Here is a 23,558-nt window from a genome sequence, read left to right on the forward strand (position 1 = left end):
ACTAATTTTTGTTCTTAATTATTCTTTTAAAAAATAATTCGTGAAAATTCGAGTAATTCGAGGCAACTTTTCTTAATCGGGAAACGAAATCTTTCCCATTGTTACCGATGGAATTCCTTTACTGTTTCCGAAATTATAATCGCCTCCAGAAACGGTTTCATTGGCTAAAAGCGCAAATAAAACAGCTTCTTTCGCATCGCTTAAAATGCCCAAATCATCGCTGGTGTGAAATTGACAAGGCAATAATTCCTTTAACCATTTTATCAACAGCGGATTATTCGTTCCGCCGCCAGACATATAAATATGAAATTCTTCTGCAGGAATCGGAGTATTTTTTATGGTGAAATAAATTGCTTCTGCAATCGTTTCTGCACTTAAACGTGTTAAAGTCGCCAGCAAATCTGATGCCGAAATGTTTTCTAAATTCAATTTTACCAAAGCCGATTGCACAAAATCGAAATTAAACAACTCTTGTCCAATCGATTTTGGGAAGCTTTTTTGAAAGAAATCATCATTTTTAAGTTCGTTTAAAAGTTCTTGATTTACAGTTCCTTGTTGTGCAATTTCTGCATCTTTATCGTAATTTTTTTCAGGGAAATAATGTTTGGTAAAAATGTCGATTAAGGTATTTGCAGTTCCAGTATCGGTTACAAAAACTTCCTCGGCGTTTAGAGAGGCTGGGAGATAGGTATAATTTCCGATTCCGCCCATGTTGAGCATAATTCGGTTTTCGCCTTTTTTTCCAAATAACAAATAATCGCCGTAAACCGCTAACGGAGCGCCTTCGCCACCAGCCGCAACGTGTTTTTGTCTGAAATCTGAAAGTGTAATGATTCCCGTTTTTACCGCAATATGATCGCCATCTCCAATTTGCAAAGTCGCGTTAGGAAATTTTTCCTGCTGATGCAAAAACTTCGGAGCGTGTAAAACCGTTTGTCCGTGTGAAGCAATAAGATCCACTTCGCTTGACGAAATATTCCATTTTTTCAAACAATCGTTAATCATGCCGCTGTGCAATATTCCAATCCACTCATTTAATAAAGCCAAATGCTGAAAATCGATAGTTCTCTGTGCAAATACTTTTCTGATTTCGTTTTTAATGTCTTCAGAATAAGAAATGGTTTCAAATTCTAGGATTTTTACCTCTGTGTTTTCACCAGAACCAGAAATCGCACACAAAGCAATATCAAGTCCGTCGAGTGAAGTTCCAGACATTAAACCCAATATTTTTCGGGTTTCTTTTTGAGCAATATTATAGAGTGCGGTTATATTTTTATTCATTTAAAATGATGGTTTTTAATAGTCAGTTTATTGATAACGCTAAAATGGGATTATTTCGGATATAAAGCTATAGATTTTATACAATTTTTATTTTTGGTTGTTATTTTTAACGAATAATAATTCGTAGTAGAAATCTTAAAAAATAAAACTTAAACTTATCGTTTTTTCTATATATTTGCCCATAATCAATTAAAAAAAATAAAAAATATGTTAGTTATTATAGGACTTTTTGTCTTTGTTTTTGTTGTCGGAATTATTATATACAATTCACTTATTGGAAAAAGAAATCAGGTTACGAATGCTTTTTCGGCTATTGATGTGATGTTGAAAAAACGTTTCGATTTGATTCCGAATCTTGTTGAAGTTGTAAAACAATACACCAATTACGAACAAAGCACTTTAACTAAAATCGTAGAGCTTCGTTCAAGAGCAACTTCTGGGAATTTGACTGATGAAGAAAAAGCGAGTTTAGATACTGAATTAAGTTCTACTGTAAAAGGTTTAATGGTAACAGTTGAAAATTATCCAGATTTGAAAGCCAATGCCAATTTCTTGAACTTACAAACGACTTGGACAGAAAGCGAAGAACAAATTGCGGCTGCGAGAAGGACCTACAATGCAGTAGTGACTGATTATAATAACGCAATTATGATGTTTCCTGGTAATTTGTTTACAGGAATGTTGGGTTATACTAAAATTGATGTATTGGAAACTCCAGAAGAAGAGCGTAAAAATATTAGTGCAAAAGAATTATTCAATAATTAATGGATTCAGAAATAAATTCGAAAGCAAACTTGCAGGGAATACTGAATAGCTTAGAAGTTGATCGAAAAAATATATCAGAAACATACAAAAGCTGCTACATTATATTTGGTGTCGCAGCAGTTATTTTTATTTTTGGGTTAATAATTGAATTTCCAACTCTAGGATTTTATGGAGGTGTAGCTGCTTTTGTTATAGGCATTGTTAAATATAGTAAGGTTAACGGCGAAGCAAAAAAATACAAAGCAATTTATAAAACCAATGTTGTAGGATCTGCATTAAAAACGATTAATGAAAGTTTCATTTTTACACCGCAAAGCGGACTTTCAGAGGAAGAGTTTATAGATTCTGAACTTTTTACAACTTATCCAGATCGCTATAAAACGCAGGATTTAATAACTGGAACAGCCGATAAAACGTCTTATTGGTTTGCAGAAGTCCATGCTGAATATAAAACCGAAACCGAAACAAAAAATGGAACAAAAACAACATGGCACACACTTTTTAAAGGAATTGTTTTTGTAGCAGATTTCAATAAAAATTTTGAAGTTTCGACGGTTGTCCGTCCTAAAAGTTTGAGTGCTAGTTTTGGAGCGTGGTTTTCTAAAAACGTTTTCAGTTTTGGAAACGCAGAAGTTGTACAGCTCGAAAATACTGAGTTTGATGATAAGTTTGTAACCTATTCGAGAAACCAAATTGAAGCGCGTTATATTTTAACGCCAGCGATGATGGAAAGAATTCTGATGTTAAACAACAAATCAAGAGGAACAATTTCAATCTCGTTTATTCATTCTAAAATGTATATCGCTTTTCCATTATCTCACAATTATTTTGAACCGCCGATTCATTCTTCGCTTTTGGTTCCTGATTTACTTACGGATGATCTTTCGATCGTTCAGTTTATGCATAACATTGTTCATGAACTGGATTTGAATACTAGGATTTGGGGGAAGGAGTAGATGTTTAATAGATCTATAAAACAAAGCTAAAATATGAGTGCGGGCATGGATTTCAAATCCGCGCTATCGGTTTTTTTGTTTTTATTAATTCATATTTTCACCTAATAAAAGTTTGAAATCTATCCAAAAATGAAATTATTAAATAGATCTAAGTTATTAATTGTTTTGAATGTTTTGTTTAGAATATTTAATAAAATCCGTAATAAATTAATCAATTTAATCAAAATTCAATCAATCGTCAATTCTTTTTTCAATGACTCTAATACTATTTAAAAAGTCCTTAATTATGCTCAAAAATAATTTATCAATTATTTTTTATTGGATAATTAGTGTGGCAATAACTTTAATATTTCAAGATAAGATTTCTGTTTTTTTAGCAGAAAATAGTTTTATTAAACATAGTAATGTAAAAGATATTTATTTCCAAATTGCGTTTATAATATTTTTGATAGTAATTGTGATTCGTTATTTATGGTTTATAATAAAAAACTATCAACTTGCAAGGAAGAACAATTTTATTATATTTTTTATATCGATAATTTATCTTTTTTTAAGAATTAATGAGCATGATCTTTTGTTTTTTTCATATTTCAATTTAAAATTTAACCTATTTTATTCAGATATTATTTTATTAATTGGAATTCTATCAATCTTATTGCTTACTAGAAATTTATTTTTTAAAAACTGGAAATTATACGATAAATTAAGTTTTTGGTTTTCGGAAATTCTTGAAAATAATGAAAAGAATTTTGAATCTTTTTTAATCGAAGACATACCATTTGATAATAAAAATAATAATGATAATGAAAAGGTAATTGATGAACTTATTAAAGCAGTAATTAATTTAAAGCCAAAACGTTCATTTATTATTGGAATGAATTCTATTTGGGGAATAGGGAAAACAAGCTTTTTAAAACGTCTCGAATATAAATTAAAATTAGAAGAAATTCAGGGAGAATGTAAGCCCATTACCTTTTGGTTTAATGCATGGCAACATCAAGATGAAAAGTCAATAATCAACAATTTTTTTAATCAATTAAAAAAAGAATTGTCTAAATTTTCAGGAGATTCTAAAAATTCAATTGATAATTATTTAAAAGAAATGCTTGCGTTAGTTGACAATAAGTATTTGAATTTTTTTAAAACAATTACTGAAAATTTATTTGGGAATAATGACACATTAGAAGGTTTTTACAATGATATAAATGATATAATTGAGAAAATAGATAGAAAAATAATTGTTTTTGTTGATGATATTGACAGACTAAATAAAAATGAAATTTTAGAAGTTTTACGAGTGTTAAGGAACATTGCTAATTTTAAAAATGTAATTTTTATATGTGGATTTGATAGAGATTATGTAATTAGACAATCTCAAATTGATAATTATTATTTAGATAAAATATTTAATTTAGAAATCAATTTAACAGCGCAAAATCCCAATCATTTTGTTATTTATCTTATTGAGATAATAGAAAAATCAAATGCTTACAATGATGAAGATAAAAAATCTTTAATTGCATCAATAAATAAAATATTTTATGCGAATGATTATTTAATTTCCTTCTTTGATGAACTTATTGTAAATGATAAAATTGAAGAAGTTATGGATTTGCCACAGTTGGATTTAAAACCCTCTTTTTTCTTTGAATCTAGAAGAGATGTAAAAAAGTTTTTTAATGAATTGTATATAAACATAAAAACTCTTAAAAATATATCTGATTTAGAATTAGTAGGTTATGTTGAATTGAAATTGTTATTGTTTAAATATAAATGGATGTATAGAAATTTTACATCCAAAAGAATTAGTTCTTGGCTAGGAGATGGAGATGTATTAAAATTCGAAGCAAAGAATTTAAATAATATTTATACTCATCCAGATATTGAGAAACAAGATAAAATTATAATTTATTCTATATTAAAAAAAATATTTCCTGACGCTGATATAAATGCTGACTCCAAAAACATAAGTAACAGAAGATACTTTCCTATTTATTTAAGTAATAATATTTTTAATGAATCATTTTCATTTACTGAATTATATAAAGCAATCGAAGATTCTAAAGTTGAAGAATTAATTATTGAAAATGTTAATGGTAAGGAGAATGAAGTCTTTATTAAAGATGATATAAAAACTTTTATTCTAAAATCTGAAAACATCAGTAATGTAAGCGAATATAAGCAAGTTATATATTTAATTAAGAAAGGATTATTAGGTCATATACACAGTGTGGAGATCTTAAATCTAATTAATATTGGAGAAACAAAATTTGAAACTGAATTTAAAAAATTATTGGATACTATCTTTGATAATTTTGATGATGATTTTGGAGCTTTTTTAAATGAATTAAGTGAGTACTATTTTACATTTCCAAAAACGTCAGTAGATGATTATTATAGTATTAAAAATTCTGAAAACTCACAAAAGATTGACGATTTTAAAATATTAACTCAAAAAGAAATTTTGAAAATTCTTTTTAGTTTAATTCAAAAGCAAATTGAAGTTAATGATAATCCAATTGAAATTTTATTTTATTCTAAATTATTTTATTTTAGATATTATAGTATTTTAAATTTTGGTATACTTTTAAATGAATTCAGAGAATTAATTTTAAAATTTATTATGAAAAATTTCGAATCAATTTTTCTTAAAGATAAGTTAGGGGATATTACAAGCGAAATTGATTTTTACATTATTGCTAATATATTTGAAGATTCAGCTGAAAGAGAGAATTTAATAGCTGAAGCTGAACTGTTGATAGAACAACGAGACTCTCCCGATAGCTTTAATTATATAAAGGAAGCATATATTAAAAATGGATTAAATAGATTTATTATAGCCATTGAAAGTTTAGATAATGTTATTACTCAGCTTAATAGAGAAAAATATTTAAAATTTTTAGCTTTTCTGTATGCCTATAAAGAAAATGACTACAAGTTTTTGCCGTCAAGTGAAGAGTTAGAAAATAATTAATTAACAATTATTAAATACTATCAAGTAAGAACTTACTTAATGATACATGAGTATTTATTTTTGCTTTGCAAAACAATTAAGGAGAAATACGAAACCTGATAGTGCGGATTTGCAATCCGTGCCCGTATAGATTGGATTGGCAGAATTAAGTTAATAAAGATATATTTTGTGGGCACGGAGTGCAAATCCACGCTATCAGTTTCAATAAGATAATAAACCCTCGATTTTAAAGTCGAGGGTTTTCATTTTTAAACTTTTACTCTACCTTCAAATAAGGATTTAAAGTTTCTGCTAATTCATTGAACCAGTAAAAGCTGTCTCTTAATTTAATGATTTCGCTTTGAAATGTTTCATGTTCGCTTAAAATACATAAAGCCAGCGTAAAATTTACTTGTCTTAATGTTTTAGCCATTTCTACAGGATCGATTCTGTCGTTGAAGAAATTCAAAAGCTTGATTTCGATTTGTTTTGAAATTGTGTTTGGACTCATAATCCTAAATTTGAGAATAAAACCCCTTGAAGTTTAACGATTTTAATAAAGATCACACTAACTCCATTAGGGTAAGTTAATATTAGTTTATTCTTTGTGTTTAGGACTATAAAGATATCAAAAAATATATTAAGTAAGAAAAATATTGTATTTTTAACTTGTGGAAATATTATTTGTTGAAGTAAATACTTCTGAGAGGTAAATATAAAGCGTTATTTTGAGAAAAGATAAACGTAGGTAAATTTCCAGCTAGTTTGTCATTTCGAGGAACGAGAAATTACACTCGGGATTCCGCAAAGAGAATCGCCAATCTTTGTCGAGCTACTTGCGAAGATTTCTCCTTACGTCGAAATGACAAGATTGGAGAAGGTCTTTTGGAAAATAACATTTTTCGATTTAGATTTGAATTGCATATTATGATCGAAAAAATCCTAACCGACTACATTACATTTATCAGAAGCTTCGAAGCTTTATTAAAAAATAAATACCAAAAAGACATAAATCCATGTTCGTTTTCAATTACTTTTTTTGAAAGAGTAGGTTCAATTGAAGATATTGAATATCATTTTCATGGAAGCGGTTGTACTGTAAAGAAAGATGATATTGTTTATGAATATGATATTTCAGTAAATGAAATTCAGTTTACAGAATGGAAGTTTTCTGAGTTTATAAGATCTCATCCAGAATATCAGAAATTAAATTATAGCGCTGATTATATTGAATATGAATTGTTTCAGCTTATAAACAAAGGCGTTTTAGAATGGCTGAATATTAAAGGAATTGAAGGAACTCTTTTTGGTTGCGTTTTTAAGTGTTATAGAGTTGTTGAGGAATCGTTTTTTGTTTGAGAATTAATTAGATTTTTTATCATTTCTAGTTCCTCGAAATGACAAGATTGAGGAGAGTCGTTGTGGTCAATTTGGTTTCATAAGCCTTCTCCCGAAGCTTCGGGATCGTTCAGGATGACAATATGGAAACCTTTGTCACTTTGTGCCTCTGTACCTTTGTTCCTTATTTAAGCACAAATCCATTTTCTTTCAATTTATTCAAAACCACAGCAATTATCTTAGAACGACATTCTGAATTTTCGGTTGTAGATGCGGTTTTAACCCAATAACGAATATTAAGTTGAATAATACCTCCAGCAATTACATCGGTAATTACGGCGGCATTTTCGTGGTCTTTTTCGGTTACGTCATCGCTGTTTCCTAGAATTTCTTTCACGAGTTCGATGGCGCGTTTATAATCAGAGCCATATTCGAGTCCGACCGTGAAAGTCTGGAGCAGAAAACCTTCGCTGTTGTAGTTAATGAGTGTGTTTTTTATAAGAAGCGCATTCGGAATATAAATGATTTTAGAATCGCTTTTGACTTCGGTATCGCGAAGATTGAGGTTGATAACTTCGCCTTTTACGCCGTTACTTTCAATAATATCGCCAATAGAAAATGGTCTTTTGAAAGCCAGAAGAATTCCAGCAAGGAAATTTTCGCCAATATCTTTAAGCGCAAAACCAATTACAAAAGCGGAAATTCCCGCGCCCGCAAGCATACTTTGCGCAACGCCTTCGAGACCAATAATTCGGAACATAAACAAGATTCCGATAATAATCAAAACCGACTTAATTAAACGAGCAATAAAAACCGCTAAAAGGCGATCGTGCATTTTAGTTTTGAGTCGGTTTCCGGCAAAAATACCCACGCGGCTTGCGACAAACCACGAAACGAGAACGACCAAAACGGCCAGAATAAATTTTGGAGTAAGATCGACAATGCTATTGTAGTAACCTTCGAGGTGGTTGATGACGTCTTGAAAGAAATTTTCCATAATAATAAGGCGTAAAAAAGTAAAATCTTAAAATTACCTTTTTAGTAAGTGGAATGCATTACAAGATTCTTTCCGAATTTTATAAAATATAGCGAAGTCGTGAGATAAATTCCCAAAATAGAATCATTTTACCTTGCGATATTTTTATCTTTGTGGTCTGAGTTTTTTCAGGAAATATTTTTATAAAAAGCACATTTACATGTTGACCCAATCTCATTTAGAGCAATTAGCCGCTAGTCTCGAAGGCACACTTTTATTCGATGAGCTTCATAAAACGCTTTATTCTACAGATGCTTCGGTGTACCGAATTAAGCCGAATGCGGTGGCGATTCCTAAAACGACTGAAGATATTGCCAAGCTGATTAAGTTTGCGGCAGAACATAATATGTCGGTTACGCCAAGAACTGCGGGAACTTCGCTGGCTGGACAAGCAGTAGGAGACGGATTGGTGATTGATGTGTCAAAGCATTTTACAAAAATTATTTCGTACAATGCCGAAAAGAAAACGGTAACGGTTCAGCCAGGCGTAATTCGCGATGAGCTGAATTTATTCTTAAAACCTCACGGCGTATTTTTTGCCCCAATTACATCAACCTCAAACCGCGCCATGATTGGCGGAATGGTGGGAAATAACTCATCTGGAACAACTTCGATTCGATATGGCGTTACGCGCGATAAAATTGCTGAGGTAAAAGCAATCTTAAGTGACGGTTCTGAAGTAGTTTTTAAAGACCTGACTTCGGAAGAATTTATTGAAAAAACAAAAGGCGATTCTTTAGAAAATAAAATATACAAAACGATTTACGATGAACTTTCGCTAAAAGAAGCTCAGGAAGAAATCGTAAAAGAGTTTCCGAAACCAGAAATTCACAGAAGAAATACAGGTTATGCGGTTGATATTCTGTTGAAATCAGAATTATTTGGCGGAAATGAACCCACTATAAATCTTGGAAAACTGCTTTGCGGAAGCGAAGGAACTTTGGCTTTTACAACTGAAGTTACTTTGAAAGTTGACGATTTGCCTCCGCCGCATAGTATCATGGTTGTCGGACATTATCATACGATTCAGGAATCTTTAGAATCGGTTGTGGTGGCGATGAAACATCATTTGTACACTTGCGAAATGATCGACGATACGATTTTAGATTGTACGAAAACGAATCGTGAACACATTAAAAACCGTTTCTTTTTGGTTGGAGAACCAAAAGCGATTATGTTGTTTGAAGTGGCATCACATACTTTAGAAGATGCCGAAAAACAGGCTGACGCTTTAATTGCTGATTTGGATCAAAATAATTTTGCTTACGCGAAAGTAAAAATCTACGGAAATGATATTGACAAAGCCAACGAACTGAGAAAAGCAGGTCTCGGACTTTTAGGAAGTATTGTTGGCGATGATAAAGCAGCCGATTCTATTGAAGATACAGCGGTTGAATTGAGCGATTTACCGAATTATATCGCGGAATTTTCGGCGATGATGTTGCGTCACGGACAAGAAGCGATTTATTACGCGCATGCTGGTGCGGGAGAATTGCACCTTCGTCCAGTTTTGAATTTGAAGAAAACATCAGATCTAAAATTATTTAGAACCATTGCGACTGAAGTAGCGCATTTGGTGAAAAAATATAGAGGTTCGTTAAGCGGTGAACACGGTGACGGAATCGTGCGCGGTGAGTTTATTCCGTTTATGATTGGCGACAAGAATTACGAATTGCTGAAAAGAATCAAATTGGCATTTGATCCAAATTCGGTTTTGAATATCGGGAAGATTGTAAATGCCCTGAAAATGGACGAAAATCATCGTGTAGTTTCAGGAAGAGTTGAACCGGATATTAAAACGTTTCAGGATTTCTCAGATAGTTTAGGAATTTTGCGTGCAGCCGAAAAATGCAACGGTTCTGGAGATTGCAGAAAATTGCCATCGGCAGGAGGAGCCATGTGTCCGAGTTATCGTGCGACTAGAAACGAAAAAGAAACTACGCGTGCGAGAGCGAATGCGTTGCGCGAATATTTAACGTATTCTGAAAAAGAAAATAAATTTGACCAGAAAGAATTATACGAAGTTTTTGAGTTGTGCGTAAGCTGTAAAGCCTGTGCAAGCGAATGTCCGAGTAATGTGGACGTAGCAACTTTAAAAGCGGAGTTTTTATACCAATATCAAAAAGCAAACGGATTTTCGACAAGAAATAAGATTTTTGCAAACAACGCGAAATTGAACAAAATGGGAAGCAAATTCCCGTCGATTACGAATTTTATTTCGAATCAGTCTTTGGTTAAAAAAACAATGGGAATTGCTCCAGAAAGACAAGTTCCGTTATTGGCGAAAAAGACATTTAGAAAATGGTATGCTAATAATAAATCTTCAAAAACTGATTTTCCAAACGGAAGATTGTATTTGTTCGTAGACGAATTCACGAATTATTATGATGTAAATATCGGAATCGATGCTTTCGAATTATTGACGGAATTAGGTTATCAAGTTTTGGTGGTCGATCATGAAGAAAGCGGAAGAACCTATCTTTCAAAAGGTTTTTTGGAAGAAGCCAAAAAGATTGCTAATCATAACATAAATGTTTTTAAAGATCTAGTTTTAGGAAATGCACCTTTAATCGGAATCGAACCTTCGGCGATTTTGACTTTTAGAGATGAATATCTCCGTCTAGCGGATGATAAAGAAGCGGCAGAAAAATTATCTAGAAACGCTTTTACAATTGAAGAATTCTTCAAAAAAGAAATCATCGACGGAAAAATCACATCTGAATCTTTTTCAGAAGAAACGAAAGAAATTAAAATTCACGGTCATTGCCATCAGAAATCTCTAAGTTCTGTTGAAGCAACTTTCGCTATGTTGAATCTTCCTAAAAATAATACGGTTACGATTTACAATTCGGGCTGTTGTGGTATGGCGGGTTCTTTCGGTTATGAAAAAGAACATTACCAAGTGAGTATGCAAATGGGTGAGGATACGTTATTTCCAAAAGTGAGAAACACAGCCGAAAATGTAAAAATCGCCGCTGCAGGAACCAGCTGTCGCCATCAAATTTATGATGGAACTAGTCGTGAAGCACAACATCCTGTTAGTATTTTGCGTAGCTGTCTTAAAATTTAGATTTTAGATTTTTTTGTCTCTCGCAGATTTGGCAGATTAAGCAGATTATTTTTTGTTTCACGCAGATTCTGCTGATTTAAGCAGATTTTGCGGATTTTGCGGATTTTAATTATAAAAATTTGCGCAAATCTTTAGTGCAATCTACACTATCTGCTAAATCTGCGGGAGAAAAAATATAGCCACACGTTAAAAGGATTAAGAAGATTTTTTGTTTCACGCAGATTTTACAGATTTGATTTTAAAATCTGCGCAATCTTATCACCATAATAAAATCTGCATTATCTGCTAAATCTGCGTGAAAAAGAAAATTCGAGAAAATTAGTGCAATTAGTGGCAAGGAACTATTTCAAACTAACTTTTTTCCCTGTTTCAGCAGCTTTATAAATAGCATTAATGATTTTAACATCTTTAATTCCTTCTTCGCCTGTAATGTGATTTGGGAGTTTTTGGTTGGCTAAAATCACTTTACAAATCTCATCCATTTGAGTTTGCTGCTGATTTATCACCGGGAAATTAAATGGTTTCCCATCAGATCTTTTGCCTATAAAAGGGCCGTAACTTACAGCAGGACTCATTTCGAAGAAACCTTCATCTGCAGCAGCATAAAACCTGTCAATTCCAAAACCACACGAACTGCTGCAGTTAGCAACAGCACCGCTCGGAAATTCCATTTGCCAAGTGATATTTTCCTCAACTTGAGAAAACATATTTTTGTTATTGACATGTCCAAATTGAGCGGTAACTGAAATTGGTTCTTCACCCAAAACATAACGCGAAACTTGAATGCAATAAATCCCTAAATTAATCAAACAACCGCCTCCTGCCCATTTTTTAGTCAGTCTCCATTCTTTACGTGCATTTAAATCGACTGGTTTATTAATGTCACGAACATCATAAGTGCTATAACCTAAACCAGTTTCAATGTAACGAACCTGTCCTAAAACTTTTTCTTGTCCCAAACGTTTTATTTCTAAATGATTTGGTTCGTAATGCAAACGATATCCCATTGCCAATTGTACGTTATTATCGTTACAAGCTTTTATCATTTCTTCGCAATCTTCGACAGTAATGGCCATTGGTTTTTCGACAATAACATGTTTTCCTGCTTTTGCAGCGCGAACAGTAAATTCTTTATGAAGCGAGTTTGGAGTTACAACATAGACCAAATCAATATCTTTGTTTTTTACAATTGAATCGAAATTTTCGTAGTTGTAAATGTTCTTTTCAGGAATATTGTATTTCTTTTTCCATATTTCAGCTTTAGAAGGTGTTCCAGTGACAATTCCAGTAAGCTGGCAATATTCAGAAACCTGAAGACCTTCAGCTAGTAATGAAGCATAATTTCCTAATCCGCATAAAGCGATATTTAATTTTTTTCCAGTGTAAGGTTGATGCAACTTTTCTGTTTCGGTGATAAAAGAAGGAAGCGTAGTCAAGACAACAGAAGCTCCAACACCAAGCCCAAATTTATTTACAAAAGAACGTCTCGTGATTTTTTCCATAAAAATGATTCTTTAAAATTAAATGCTACTTAATTAGTAAGCTCATTTTGAGAAATGTTACATTTGTATTTGATTTAACTGTGACGAGTGTTAAGATTTTTTGTTTCACGCAGATTTAAAAAGATTTAGGCAGATATCACAGATTTAATTTGTTGTAATTTTTAAAATAAAATCTGCTCAGATCTGCAAAATCTGCGTGAAACAAAAATCTGGAATGATTAGAGTTATCAATAGCAAAAAAGAAAATTCGAGAAATTAGTGTAATTTGTGGCGAAAACAAAACTTAGTGTCTTAGCGTCTTCGTGGCAAGAAAAAAAATCACAAAAAAACAAAATGGTTTTATATATTTGAAATCAGGATAATTTTTGCATTATTTGCAAAATAAAACCAGAACGACTGAATTAAATCAATTTATAATAGCAAAAACATATATGGCATTTTCAAGTTTATTCCGAAAAAAAACAGTGCAGGATATTCTGAAACAGGTTGCAAAAAATGAAGCAGATGGTCATGGAGCATTAGGAAAACACCTTACAACCAAAGATTTAACTGCTTTCGGAATTGCTGCGATTGTTGGTGCTGGTATTTTTAGTACCATCGGAAAAGCGAGTGCAGATGGAGGACCAGCCGTAATATTCTTGTTCCTTTTTACCGCTCTTGCCTGTAGTTTTGCAGCTTTTGCTTACGCAGAATTTGCATCTATGGTTCCAGTTTCAGGAAGTGCTTACACGTATTCGTATGTAGCTTTTGGAGAAATTATAGCTTGGATTATCGGTTGGGCTTTAATCATGGAATATGCCGTTGGAAACATAACCGTCGCCATATCGTGGAGTGATTATTTTACGGGACTTCTCCAGAGTGGCGGAATTCATTTACCACAATGGATTCAAATGGATTACCTAACTGCTTCTAGCGGTTTTAAAGATGCCGAGGCTTTAATGCGCGGCGGAAAATCATTCGAAAATCTAAGTACAGCTTTACAGCAAGCGCATACAGCTTGGACAACTGCACCAACAATTGGATCATTTCATTTTGTGACCGATATACCAGCTTTATTCATTATTATCTTGATTACGGCTTTGGTTTACAGAGGAATGAAAGAATCTCGTAACGCAAGTAACTTAATGGTTGTTGTAAAACTTTGCGTGGTGTTGCTAGTAATTGCAGTTGGTGTTTTTTACGTAGATACAGCTAATTGGGATCCGTTTGCACCAAATGGAGTTGGAGGAGTTTTAAAAGGAGTATCAGCGGTTTTCTTTGCTTATATTGGTTTTGATGCAATCTCGACAACGGCAGAAGAATGTAAAAATCCACAGCGTGATTTACCGCGCGGTATGATGTGGGCGATTATCATTTGTACTATTTTATATATTGCCATTGCTTTGGTTTTAACAGGAATGGTAAAATATCACGAATTAAATGTTGGAGATCCTCTTGCATTTGTTTTCGATAAATTAGATTTAAAATGGATGTCTGGAATTATCGCTGTAAGTGCGGTTGTTGCAATGGCAAGCGTTTTATTGGTTTTCCAAATGGGACAGCCTCGTATTTGGATGAGCATGAGCCGCGATGGTTTATTGCCAAAGAAATTCTCAACGGTTCACCCAAAATTCAAAACACCTTCTTTTGCAACGATTGTAACAGGTTTTGTAGTTGCGATTCCAGCATTATTCTTAAACTTAACAATGGTAACAGATTTATGTAGTATCGGAACTTTATTTGCCTTTGTATTGGTTTGCGCAGGAGTTTTAGTTTTACAAAATAAACCTGAAATTCCGAGAGGAAAATTCAAAACGCCTTATATCAATTCAAAATACATTTTACCGCTTTTAATTATTGCTGGATTGTATTATGCTTTTGCTTTCAATAATAAAGCTACAATGGCATTTATTAATAATGATGCTCAAACTTTTGACGCTACATCAATTGTAACTTCTTTAGATAAGGAAGATTCTGAAAAAGTTTCTAATTATTTAAAAAGCATCGATGCAACAAATAAAACTTCTGAAACTTCAGATTTAGAGCATTTATTAAGCCAATATCAAGATGATGAGGTGAAATATGCTGAGGTTGTTAAAGGCCTTCCAATTAAAGATTCATTAAAATACGAAACAGGTTTCCAATTGTTCAAACACAAAATTCCAATGTGGATTTTCTTATTTGTTTTGGTTGGATTAGCAGTTTGGGCTTTCAGAAAAAATCTTTCTTTGATTCCGCTTTTAGGATTAATCTGTTGTTTGTACATGATGGCCGAATTAAGCGTTTGGAACTGGATTTATTTCACAGTTTGGCTGTTAATCGGGCTGTTTATTTACTTTACTTATAGTAGAAAAAACAGTAAATTGAATACTCAAGTTGTGAGTTAAGATTTAAAATAGATATACAAAAGCCGTTTTGAGAAATTCTTAAAACGGCTTTTTATTTTCATTTAGATTTTAAATGATTGTAGCAGATCTAGTTTTGGATTTTATATGAAAAAATCGGTTTGAATCTGTCTTAATCTCTTTAAATCTGAGTGAAATAAATTTTTAAAGTTTAACTCATTCGAACTGAGAGTGTTTTAAAATGTTTTGATTTTTATACAAATATTCTTAAGTTTTAAAAGAGCTTTTCCTTAAGTTTGTTTCTCGCAAAATTTTAAATTTATTTTTTTACTACATGAGTTTTCTTGATAAAATATTGGGACAAAATGATGCTCCAATACAATCTTATAATGATTTCTGGAATTGGTTTTTAGCAAATGAAAAAGACTTTTTTAAAACCGTTCAAAACGGAGAAAATATACACCAAGGTTTTTTTGATAAACTTGCTCCAAAGCTGGACGAAATTCACGAAGGAATTTATTTCCTTACCGGAATGTTCGATAATCAAACTGCCGAATTAGTCTTAACGCCCGACGGCGCAATCAGAAATATTTATGTTATTGAAGAATTGGTCAATGCCGCTCCTGAAATTAACGGATGGAAATTCACAGCTCTAAAACCAGCTTCGGATATTGATGGCATAGGAATTACTTATCAGGATTTTGAATTCAGTAAAGAAAATTTAAAATTTTATCCTCGTGTTCATGAAGATTACCCAGACGAAATTGATTTGGTAATTGTTTACGATCATTTTGTTGAAGAGAAAAAAGCGAATGTAACCAATGGAGTATATATTTTTCTGGATAATTATTTGGGAGAATTACATTCTGTTACCTTAATTGATAATTTGGTTGTGATAGGGCCAGAAGATGTTTCTGAAGAATTAATTCCGATCGAAAAATTAAAAGATTATTTAATTTGGAGAGAAAAAGAATTTGTTGAGAAATACGAAGGAACAAGACATAATACAGAAAATGACGGTTATGCCAATTTTGAAGGCAAAAAACAGGATGGTTCAATTGTTCTGGCTTTAATTAATACGACTATTATCGAATGGGATAAAAAAGCATCTCATCCGTGGGTTTTTATAGTTGGAGTTCCTTTTGATGATTGCGATAACGGCGGATTGCCAGATGAAAAAACGTACAAGCTTTTAGACGAAATCGAAGAAGAAATCATCTCAAGTTTGCCAGATTCTGAAGGTTATTTAAACGTTGGAAGAGAAACCGCAAACAATAAAAGAGAAATCTTTTTTACGTGTAAAGACTTCCGTAAACCAGCTAAAGTTGCTGATGAGTTAATCAAGAAATATAGCGGAGCTTTTGAAATAAGCTATGAGCTTTATAAAGATAAATACTGGCAGTCGTTTAGACATTTTGAGTCTAGATAAATTGTAAGCCGTTCTGATTTTTAGAACGGCTTTTTTATTAAAATTTTAAAGAAAAAAATCCGCTTAGAGAAAAGATCTCCAGCGGATTAAACAAACTAAAAAAATCGTGCAAATTTATTTATAGAGTAATGTTTCCTATTATTGGGGTAATTTTTTCTCTCGCAGATTGAGCAGATTATTTTGTTAAGGAAAAGATCAATCCGATCTGCTAAATCTGAAGTGAAAAGACTTAGAATCTTAGTAGCTCAGAACCTTAGAATCTTTTTTCAAAACTCCAAGCTCTTCCATGCAAGCTTTCATCATTTCGTAAGTGCGTTGAATATCGTTATCCAAACCAATAGAAAAACGAATCAACCCATCGGTCAATCCCATTTCTTTTTGTTCCTCTAACGGAATCTCGCTTGAAGTCGAAGTTCCTGGCGCGCTAAATAACGTTTTGTAAAATCCTAAACTTACCGCTAGATAACCCAGATTTCTTTTTTGCATCAATTCCATTAATTCATTGGCTTTTTCTAAAGTTCCAACATCGATTGTCAGCATTCCTCCAAAACCATATTCCGGATTAATCATTGTTTTGAACAGCTCATGACTTGGGTGACTTTTCAATCCTGGATAAACCGTTTTCAAGCCGTCTTTTTCAAATTGATCGGCCAAAAAATGTGCATTATGGCTGTGCTGTTTAATTCTAATATGAAGCGTTCTCAGGTTTTTCATCACACTTGCAGAACGCAAACTGTCCATTGTAGGCCCCAAAAGCATGCTCGCGCCAGAGTTTACATTTTTCAAAGAATTAATAAATTCTTTAGATGCGCAAGTCACGCCGCCAACCGTATCGCTACTTCCGTTGATGTATTTCGTCAAACTGTGAATCACAATATCAGCACCCAATTTTGCAGGAGAAACTGATAATGGCGAAAACGTATTGTCTACAACCAATTTCAAATTGTGCTTTTTAGCAATTTTTGCCAATCCAGAAATATCTGCAACTTCCAATAAAGGATTACTAACCGTTTCGCAGTATAAAACTTTCGTTTTAGAAGTAATAGCAGCTTCTACAACGTCCAATTTTGTGATGTCTACAAAAGTGGTTTCGATACCAAAACGAGGTGTGAAATTCTTCAAAAAAGCATAAGTTCCGCCATAAATCGTTCGACTCGAAACGATGTGATCGCCCGCACCGCACAATTGCAATAAAGTAGGCGTAATGGCGCCCATTCCCGAAGCCGAAACATTGGCTGTTTCCGTTCCTTCCATCGCTGCCAAAGCCTGATCCAAATACAAATTACTTGGCGAAGAATGGCGCGAATACAGATAACAGCCTTCCATGTTTCCTTCAAAAGTATCAAACATGGTTTTCGCCGATAAAAAAGTATAAGTCGAAGAATCAGAAATCGACGGATTCACACCGCCAAATTCACCAAAATATTGCAAATCCTGAATTTTGTCTGCTGGATTAAAGTCTTTCATTATAGTTAGTTTTTTGTTTTTATTTCAGGTTTCAAGTTTCAGGTTGTTTAGAGTTTGAAACCTGAAACTTGAAACATTTTTTTTAGGAGCTATTTCCTGCTGTCCACTATATCTTTTATGGTGAACCCCACCATAAAAGGATGCCGTTCCCATCAGGGCTAGGGTACTCGTTTTCAAAATAAATTCTTGTCAAAGAAAGAATGGATTAGATAATTAATCAATAATGTTTTGATTATTTAGATTTTAAAACTATAAATATGGTTTTAATGTGATTTTTAATCTAAATTTGATTCGTCAAAAGGGATTAAATAGATTTTTTTTCATCTCGACAAAAACAATAAACTATCAACCAAAAACAATCAACCAAAATGATTCTAGACGAAATCGATAAAAAACTTCTCGTTTTACTCCAAACCGATAGTAAAAAGACCAATAAAGAATTGTCTCTAAAATTGAATCTTTCTGTAACAGCAGTTTATGAGAGAATAAAAAAACTGGAACGCGAAGGCATTATAAAAAACTACGCGGCTTTAGTCGATAAATCCAAAATCGAAAAAGGATTTGTGGTTTTCTGTCATTTAAAATTGATTCAACACACCAAAGAATTCTTAACCAAATTCGAAAGCGAAGTCATCAAATTAAACGAAGTTTTAGAATGCCATCACGTAAGCGGTGATTACGATTATATTCTAAAAGTTTTAGTAAAAGACATGGAAGCGTATAGAGAATTTTTAGTAACCAAATTAACTTCGTTACAACATATTGGAAGTACCCAAAGCATGTTTATGATCAGCGAAGTAAAGAATTCGACGGTGATTTCTTTTTAAAGATGCTATCCCGAAGCTTCGGGACTGAGATACTAAGATTCTAAGTTTTCTTTCCTTCGACGAAATGACATACTTTGAAAAAATACTTTGCGTCTTCGCGTTTTTGCGAGATTAAAAACAAAACTTAACGAACCTTGTGTAGATCTTAGCGTACTTTGCGGTTAATAAAAACCCCACATTTCACACAAAAAACATTGAAATTTAAACTTTAAAAAGAACTTTATTCCTTAAATTTGTGACGCTTAAAATAAAAAAGACAAAACTATGAGTTCATTTGACGTAGTCATTATAGGTTCAGGTCCTGGCGGATATGTATCAGCAATTCGTTGCGCACAATTAGGTTTCAAAACTGCTATTGTAGAAAAATATAATTCATTAGGCGGAACTTGCCTTAACGTAGGTTGTATTCCTTCAAAAGCATTATTATCATCTTCTCACCACTATGCAGAAATTGCTCATTTTGCAGATCACGGAATCGAAGTTTCTGGTGATGTGAAAATCAATTTGGAGAAAATGATCGCGCGCAAACAAGCAGTTGTAGATCAAACCGTAGGTGGAATCAACTACTTAATGGATAAAAATAAAATTACTGTTTTCAATGGTTTAGGTTCATTCGTAGATGCAACTCACATTGCTGTTGCAAAAGCTGACGGAACTTCAGAAACTATCGAAGCAAAATATACTGTAATTGCTACAGGATCAAAACCATCTTCTTTACCATTCATTAAAATTGATAAAGAAAGAATCATCACTTCTACTGAAGCATTAGCTTTAAAAGAAGTTCCAAAACACTTAGTTATCATTGGTGGTGGAGTTATCGGAATCGAGCTTGGACAAGTTTACCTTCGTTTAGGAGCTCAGGTTTCTGTAGTTGAATTCATGGACAGAATCATTCCAGGAATGGACGGAGCGCTTTCTAAAGAATTGACTAAAGTGTTGAAAAAACAAGGAATGAAATTCTACGTTTCTCACAAAGTAAAATCAGTTGAAAGAAAAGGTGACGCTGTAACAGTTCAAGCTGAAAACGCAAAAGGAGAAACAATCACTCTTGAAGGAGATTATTCATTAGTTTCTGTTGGTCGTCGTCCTTACACAGACGGATTAAACGCTGACAAAGCTGGAGTTAAAATTTCAGACAGAGGACAAGTTGAAGTAAACGATCATTTGCAAACTAGCGTTCCAAATATCTACGCAATTGGTGACGTTGTTCGTGGAGCAATGTTAGCGCACAAAGCGGAAGAAGAAGGAGTAATGGTTGCTGAAATTTTAGCAGGTCAAAAACCACATATCGATTATAACTTAATTCCTGGTGTAGTTTACACTTGGCCAGAAGTTGCCGCAGTTGGACAAACTGAAGAGCAATTGAAAGCTGCAGGAGTGAAATACAAATCTGGAAGTTTCCCATTCAAAGCGTTAGGACGTGCAAGAGCAAGTGCTGATTTAGACGGATTCGTGAAAATCCTTGCTGATGAGAAAACAGATGAGGTTTTAGGAGTTCATATGATTGGTGCTCGTACAGCAGATTTAATTGCTGAAGCGGTTACTGCAATGGAATTCAAAGCTTCTGCTGAGGATATTTCAAGAATGAGCCACGCGCACCCAACTTTCGCGGAAGCGGTAAAAGAAGCAGCATTGGCAGCTACAGAAAATAGAGCTTTACACGTATAATTTACGTTCAAAGATATTTTAAACCGTCAGATTTCGAGACTTCGGAACTGACGGTTTTTTTATGCAATAATTTAAGCTTTGGATAATATAAAAATCAAAAATAATTTTGTAAATTAGATGTGTATTTCAGGTGCTATCTTTATGATAATTAAAAAGATAGTGTTATGAAAGGTAAATATATAGCTCCGATTCTAATTGGAGCAGGAATTGGAATCGCATTGTACTCTTGTGGAGGCGGAATTCCAAAAAATGCAAAAGCTGTAACAAACTTTGACAGCAATAAATATCTCGGAAAATGGTACGAAATTGCCAGATTAGATTACAAATGGGAAAGAGATTTGAACAATGTAACCGCCGAGTATTCTTTAAACGAAGATAAAACTATAAAAGTCGATAATAAGGGCTATAATGTCAAAAAAGACAAGTGGGAACAAAGTGTCGGGAAAGCTAGATTTGTCAAAAAAGACAATATTGGTATGCTGAAAGTCTCATTTTTTGGTCCTTTTTATTCTGGTTACAACGTCGTAGCAATCGATCCAGATTATAAATACGCGCTTGTGGCTGGAGAAAGTTTAAAATACATGTGGATTCTTTCGAGAGAAAAAACAATTCCGGAAAGTATCAAAGCAGATTTTCTTATCAAAGCTCAAGAAATTGGATATAATGTAACCGATTTGGTTTGGGTAAAACACGATAAAGCAAATTAAACAAAAAAGCCCGTCAGGTAAACTTGACGGGCTTTTTTGTTTTTATTAAAAAATAATTTACGCAGTAAAAATACTTTTATAATTATCCCAGTATCTGTAGATCAAAAATAAGTTTCCTATAAAAAGAAGTACCGCAATTGGCAAGCCTTCGGGAGCTAAAAAATAATTGATAAACAAAATATTTACCGTAATGGGTAAGATCAAGATGTTTGCTAAAGTTACATAACGCCCAGTTACAAATGCAATTCCACACAGTAATTCGATAGATTTTGCCAGTGGCATTAAATACGTCGAAGCCATTAAGCCTACATTGAATGCTTTGAAGTTTCCTGTAGTTTCAGGTTCTGGCATTAGGTGGAAAAAATAACTGATTGAGGCAAAAAGTAGCAAAAGGCCAATTAAAACGCGGACAATAATTGTGGCAATTTTCATAATACTTAGGATTTTTTAAGGTTAAAAAATATAATTAAGTCATTGGAAAAGATGCAATCTAAAGCTCAAATGAGAATCACAAATTAATTTTTTTGAGGTTCTTTTTTAAGGATTTTACAATCAAATTAGTACTGTTTTAGGATTAATCTAATTGTATATCAAATATAACGAATTTTTTCTTATAAAAAGAATGTCTTTTTAACAGTTTTGCAATGTAATTCAAATCAATTGATTATTTTTTTTGCTTTCCGCGAATGACAGAATTTTGTCGTAATTTTGACCTTTAAAATTACCATTTTTGAGAGTTTCCATCCATAAAAATATTGCCAATCCGAAACTGTTTAAGGAGCAGCTTTTAAGTTGGGCGCAGCAATTTCGCGAAGTCGTTTTTTTAGACAGCAATTCTTATCCGCAGCAGTATTCCAATTTTGACTGCATATTGGCAGTAGATGCTTTTACGTCTTTACAAACAGATTATTACAACGCTTTTGAAGATTTAAAACAATATCAGCAAAATACAAAAGACTGGCTTTTTGGATATCTTTCGTATGATTTAAAGAATGATATAGAAAAGCTTCAATCCAATAATTTTGACGGATTGCATTTTCCAGATTTGTTTTTCTTTCAACCTAAAAAGATTTTTATTTTAAAAGGAAATGAGCTTGAAATCCAATATTTAATGCTCTGTGACGATGAGGTTGAAGAGGATTTTAATGAAGTCGAAAAAATGCAAACTGAAACATTTGTCACACTGAGCGGAGTCAAAGTGCAACAACGCATTCCTAAAGATTTATATGTTCAAAAAGTAAACAAAATGCTAGAACATATTCATATTGGAGATATGTATGAGGGTAATTTTTGTATGGAATTTTATGCTGAAAATGCCATTATCAATCCGTTAGAGAAATTTCAGAAACTGAATGAGATTTCGCAACCACCTTTTTCAGTTTTCTTTAAAAACTATAAGCATTATTTGCTTTCTGCCTCACCAGAACGCTATTTGAAAAAAGAAGGAGATAAGATTATTTCGCAACCCATAAAAGGAACTTCAAAACGTTTTTCTGATCCAGTTGAAGATGAAAAATCAAAGAATATTTTAGTTTCAGACGCTAAAGAACGAGCTGAAAATATCATGATAACCGATTTGGTTCGAAATGATTTATCACATACGGCGCAAAAAGGTTCGGTTGTAGTTGAAGAGCTTTGCGGAATCTATTCTTTTCTGCAAGTACACCAAATGATTTCTACGATAACTTCAAAATTAGATCCGCAATATTCTGCTGTAGATGTTTTAAAAACAACCTTTCCAATGGGAAGTATGACAGGAGCTCCAAAGATTTCTGTAATGGAAATTGTAGAAAATCTCGAAGAAACCAAAAGAGGATTATATAGTGGGGCAGTTGGTTATTTTACACCAGAAGGCGATTTTGATTTCAATGTCGTAATCAGAAGTATTTTATACAATCAAGAAAATAAATATGTTTCTTTTTCGGTAGGAAGTGCTATAACATCACAATCAATTCCAGAAAAAGAATACGAAGAATGCCTGCTAAAAGCAAAAGCAATGCACGAAGTTTTGCAGTAATTTTTTTCTGCCACGAATTACACAAATTTCCACGAATTATTTTTTTTAGCTACAGATTAAAAGATTTTTACGGATTTTTAATGATTTTAATCCTTTAATCTATGGCTATTTAGTTGGAGAAATAATTCGTGGAAATTTGTGTAATTCGTGGCAAAGAAAATATGCGCCATCAGCATAAAAAATAATTCGTGGCGAAAAAAAAAACACCACGCTTAACA

17 protein-coding genes are annotated in these 23,558 nt (G+C 32.9%); 11 read left to right on the top strand and 6 right to left on the bottom strand.

Annotation, left to right across the window (positions count from 1 at the left end; translation table 11 throughout):
• Positions 1-72 precede the first annotated feature (72 nt).
• Complete coding sequence (locus ACE01P_RS16980; protein ID WP_379700072.1) at positions 73-1,281, bottom strand: anhydro-N-acetylmuramic acid kinase; 1,209 nt, start codon at positions 1,279-1,281, stop codon at positions 73-75.
• A 207-nt stretch (positions 1,282-1,488) separates the two neighbouring features.
• On the opposite strand from ACE01P_RS16980, the gene ACE01P_RS16985 reads away from it, so the two are divergent.
• From ACE01P_RS16985 to ACE01P_RS16995, 3 genes are all read left to right on the top strand, one after another.
• The gene (locus ACE01P_RS16985; RefSeq protein ID WP_379700073.1) at positions 1,489-2,046 is read left to right on the top strand and encodes a LemA family protein; all 558 of its coding nucleotides are present in this window, start codon (positions 1,489-1,491) and stop codon (positions 2,044-2,046) included.
• Positions 2,046-3,002 carry a DUF3137 domain-containing protein gene (locus ACE01P_RS16990; protein WP_379700074.1) on the top strand — a complete coding sequence of 319 codons (957 nt, stop codon included), beginning with the start codon at positions 2,046-2,048 and terminating at the stop codon, positions 3,000-3,002. Before ACE01P_RS16985 ends, ACE01P_RS16990 begins: the two co-directional genes overlap by 1 nt.
• Positions 3,003-3,288: 286 nt before the next feature.
• The gene (locus tag ACE01P_RS16995) at positions 3,289-5,976 is read left to right on the top strand and encodes a P-loop NTPase fold protein (protein ID WP_379700075.1); all 2,688 of its coding nucleotides are present in this window, start codon (positions 3,289-3,291) and stop codon (positions 5,974-5,976) included.
• Positions 5,977-6,232: 256 nt separating this feature from the next.
• Here ACE01P_RS16995 and ACE01P_RS17000 read toward each other — a convergent pair whose 3' ends face one another.
• A complete protein-coding gene (locus tag ACE01P_RS17000; protein ID WP_379700076.1) occupies positions 6,233-6,466 on the bottom strand; it encodes a hypothetical protein in 234 nt (77 codons plus the stop codon).
• A 416-nt stretch (positions 6,467-6,882) separates the two neighbouring features.
• Between ACE01P_RS17000 and ACE01P_RS17005 the strand changes: the two genes are divergently transcribed.
• On the top strand, positions 6,883-7,314 hold the full coding sequence (locus ACE01P_RS17005; protein WP_379700077.1) for a DUF6896 domain-containing protein: 432 nt from the start codon (positions 6,883-6,885) through the stop codon (positions 7,312-7,314).
• Between the two features lie 163 nt (positions 7,315-7,477).
• Here ACE01P_RS17005 and ACE01P_RS17010 read toward each other — a convergent pair whose 3' ends face one another.
• A complete protein-coding gene (locus tag ACE01P_RS17010; RefSeq protein WP_379700078.1) occupies positions 7,478-8,290 on the bottom strand; it encodes a mechanosensitive ion channel family protein in 813 nt (270 codons plus the stop codon).
• Between the two features lie 199 nt (positions 8,291-8,489).
• Here ACE01P_RS17010 and ACE01P_RS17015 point away from each other — a divergent pair, with 199 nt between their 5' ends.
• Positions 8,490-11,399 carry an FAD-binding and (Fe-S)-binding domain-containing protein gene (locus ACE01P_RS17015; RefSeq protein WP_379700079.1) on the top strand — a complete coding sequence of 970 codons (2,910 nt, stop codon included), beginning with the start codon at positions 8,490-8,492 and terminating at the stop codon, positions 11,397-11,399.
• A gap of 341 nt (positions 11,400-11,740) precedes the next feature.
• Here the strand turns inward: ACE01P_RS17015 and ACE01P_RS17020 are convergent, their stop codons facing one another.
• Positions 11,741-12,901, bottom strand: coding sequence for a Gfo/Idh/MocA family protein (locus ACE01P_RS17020; protein ID WP_379700080.1), 1,161 nt, complete (start codon positions 12,899-12,901; stop codon positions 11,741-11,743).
• 431 nt (positions 12,902-13,332) lie between these two features.
• Here ACE01P_RS17020 and ACE01P_RS17025 point away from each other — a divergent pair, with 431 nt between their 5' ends.
• Together ACE01P_RS17025 and ACE01P_RS17030 are read left to right on the top strand one after the other, a co-directional pair.
• Positions 13,333-15,267, top strand: coding sequence for an amino acid permease (locus ACE01P_RS17025; protein WP_379700081.1), 1,935 nt, complete (start codon positions 13,333-13,335; stop codon positions 15,265-15,267).
• A gap of 292 nt (positions 15,268-15,559) precedes the next feature.
• Positions 15,560-16,654 (top strand): DUF695 domain-containing protein, encoded by a 1,095-nt coding sequence (locus ACE01P_RS17030; protein ID WP_379700082.1) that lies wholly within the window; start codon positions 15,560-15,562, stop codon positions 16,652-16,654.
• 237 nt (positions 16,655-16,891) lie between these two features.
• Here ACE01P_RS17030 and ACE01P_RS17035 read toward each other — a convergent pair whose 3' ends face one another.
• Positions 16,892-18,121 (bottom strand): aminotransferase class I/II-fold pyridoxal phosphate-dependent enzyme, encoded by a 1,230-nt coding sequence (locus ACE01P_RS17035; RefSeq protein WP_379700083.1) that lies wholly within the window; start codon positions 18,119-18,121, stop codon positions 16,892-16,894.
• 368 nt (positions 18,122-18,489) lie between these two features.
• Here ACE01P_RS17035 and ACE01P_RS17040 point away from each other — a divergent pair, with 368 nt between their 5' ends.
• The 3 genes from ACE01P_RS17040 (at position 18,490) to ACE01P_RS17050 (ending at position 21,323) form a co-directional block, all read left to right on the top strand.
• The gene (locus ACE01P_RS17040) at positions 18,490-18,948 is read left to right on the top strand and encodes an Lrp/AsnC family transcriptional regulator (RefSeq protein WP_343539305.1); all 459 of its coding nucleotides are present in this window, start codon (positions 18,490-18,492) and stop codon (positions 18,946-18,948) included.
• 264 nt (positions 18,949-19,212) lie between these two features.
• The gene (lpdA, locus tag ACE01P_RS17045; RefSeq protein ID WP_379700084.1) at positions 19,213-20,616 is read left to right on the top strand and encodes a dihydrolipoyl dehydrogenase; all 1,404 of its coding nucleotides are present in this window, start codon (positions 19,213-19,215) and stop codon (positions 20,614-20,616) included.
• Between the two features lie 164 nt (positions 20,617-20,780).
• Positions 20,781-21,323: a lipocalin family protein gene (locus ACE01P_RS17050; protein ID WP_379700085.1), complete on the top strand. Its 543-nt coding sequence runs from the start codon at positions 20,781-20,783 to the stop codon at positions 21,321-21,323.
• A 57-nt stretch (positions 21,324-21,380) separates the two neighbouring features.
• On the opposite strand, the gene ACE01P_RS17055 is transcribed toward ACE01P_RS17050, so the two are convergent.
• A complete protein-coding gene (locus ACE01P_RS17055) occupies positions 21,381-21,755 on the bottom strand; it encodes a DoxX family membrane protein (RefSeq protein WP_379700086.1) in 375 nt (124 codons plus the stop codon).
• Between the two features lie 298 nt (positions 21,756-22,053).
• Here ACE01P_RS17055 and ACE01P_RS17060 point away from each other — a divergent pair, with 298 nt between their 5' ends.
• Positions 22,054-23,340, top strand: coding sequence for an anthranilate synthase component I family protein (locus tag ACE01P_RS17060; RefSeq protein WP_379700087.1), 1,287 nt, complete (start codon positions 22,054-22,056; stop codon positions 23,338-23,340).
• Positions 23,341-23,558 lie beyond the last annotated feature (218 nt).

It is taken from the genome of Flavobacterium sp. HJSW_4 (genome assembly GCF_042436695.1).
In the GTDB taxonomy this organism is placed as follows: Bacteria; Bacteroidota; Bacteroidia; order Flavobacteriales; family Flavobacteriaceae; genus Flavobacterium.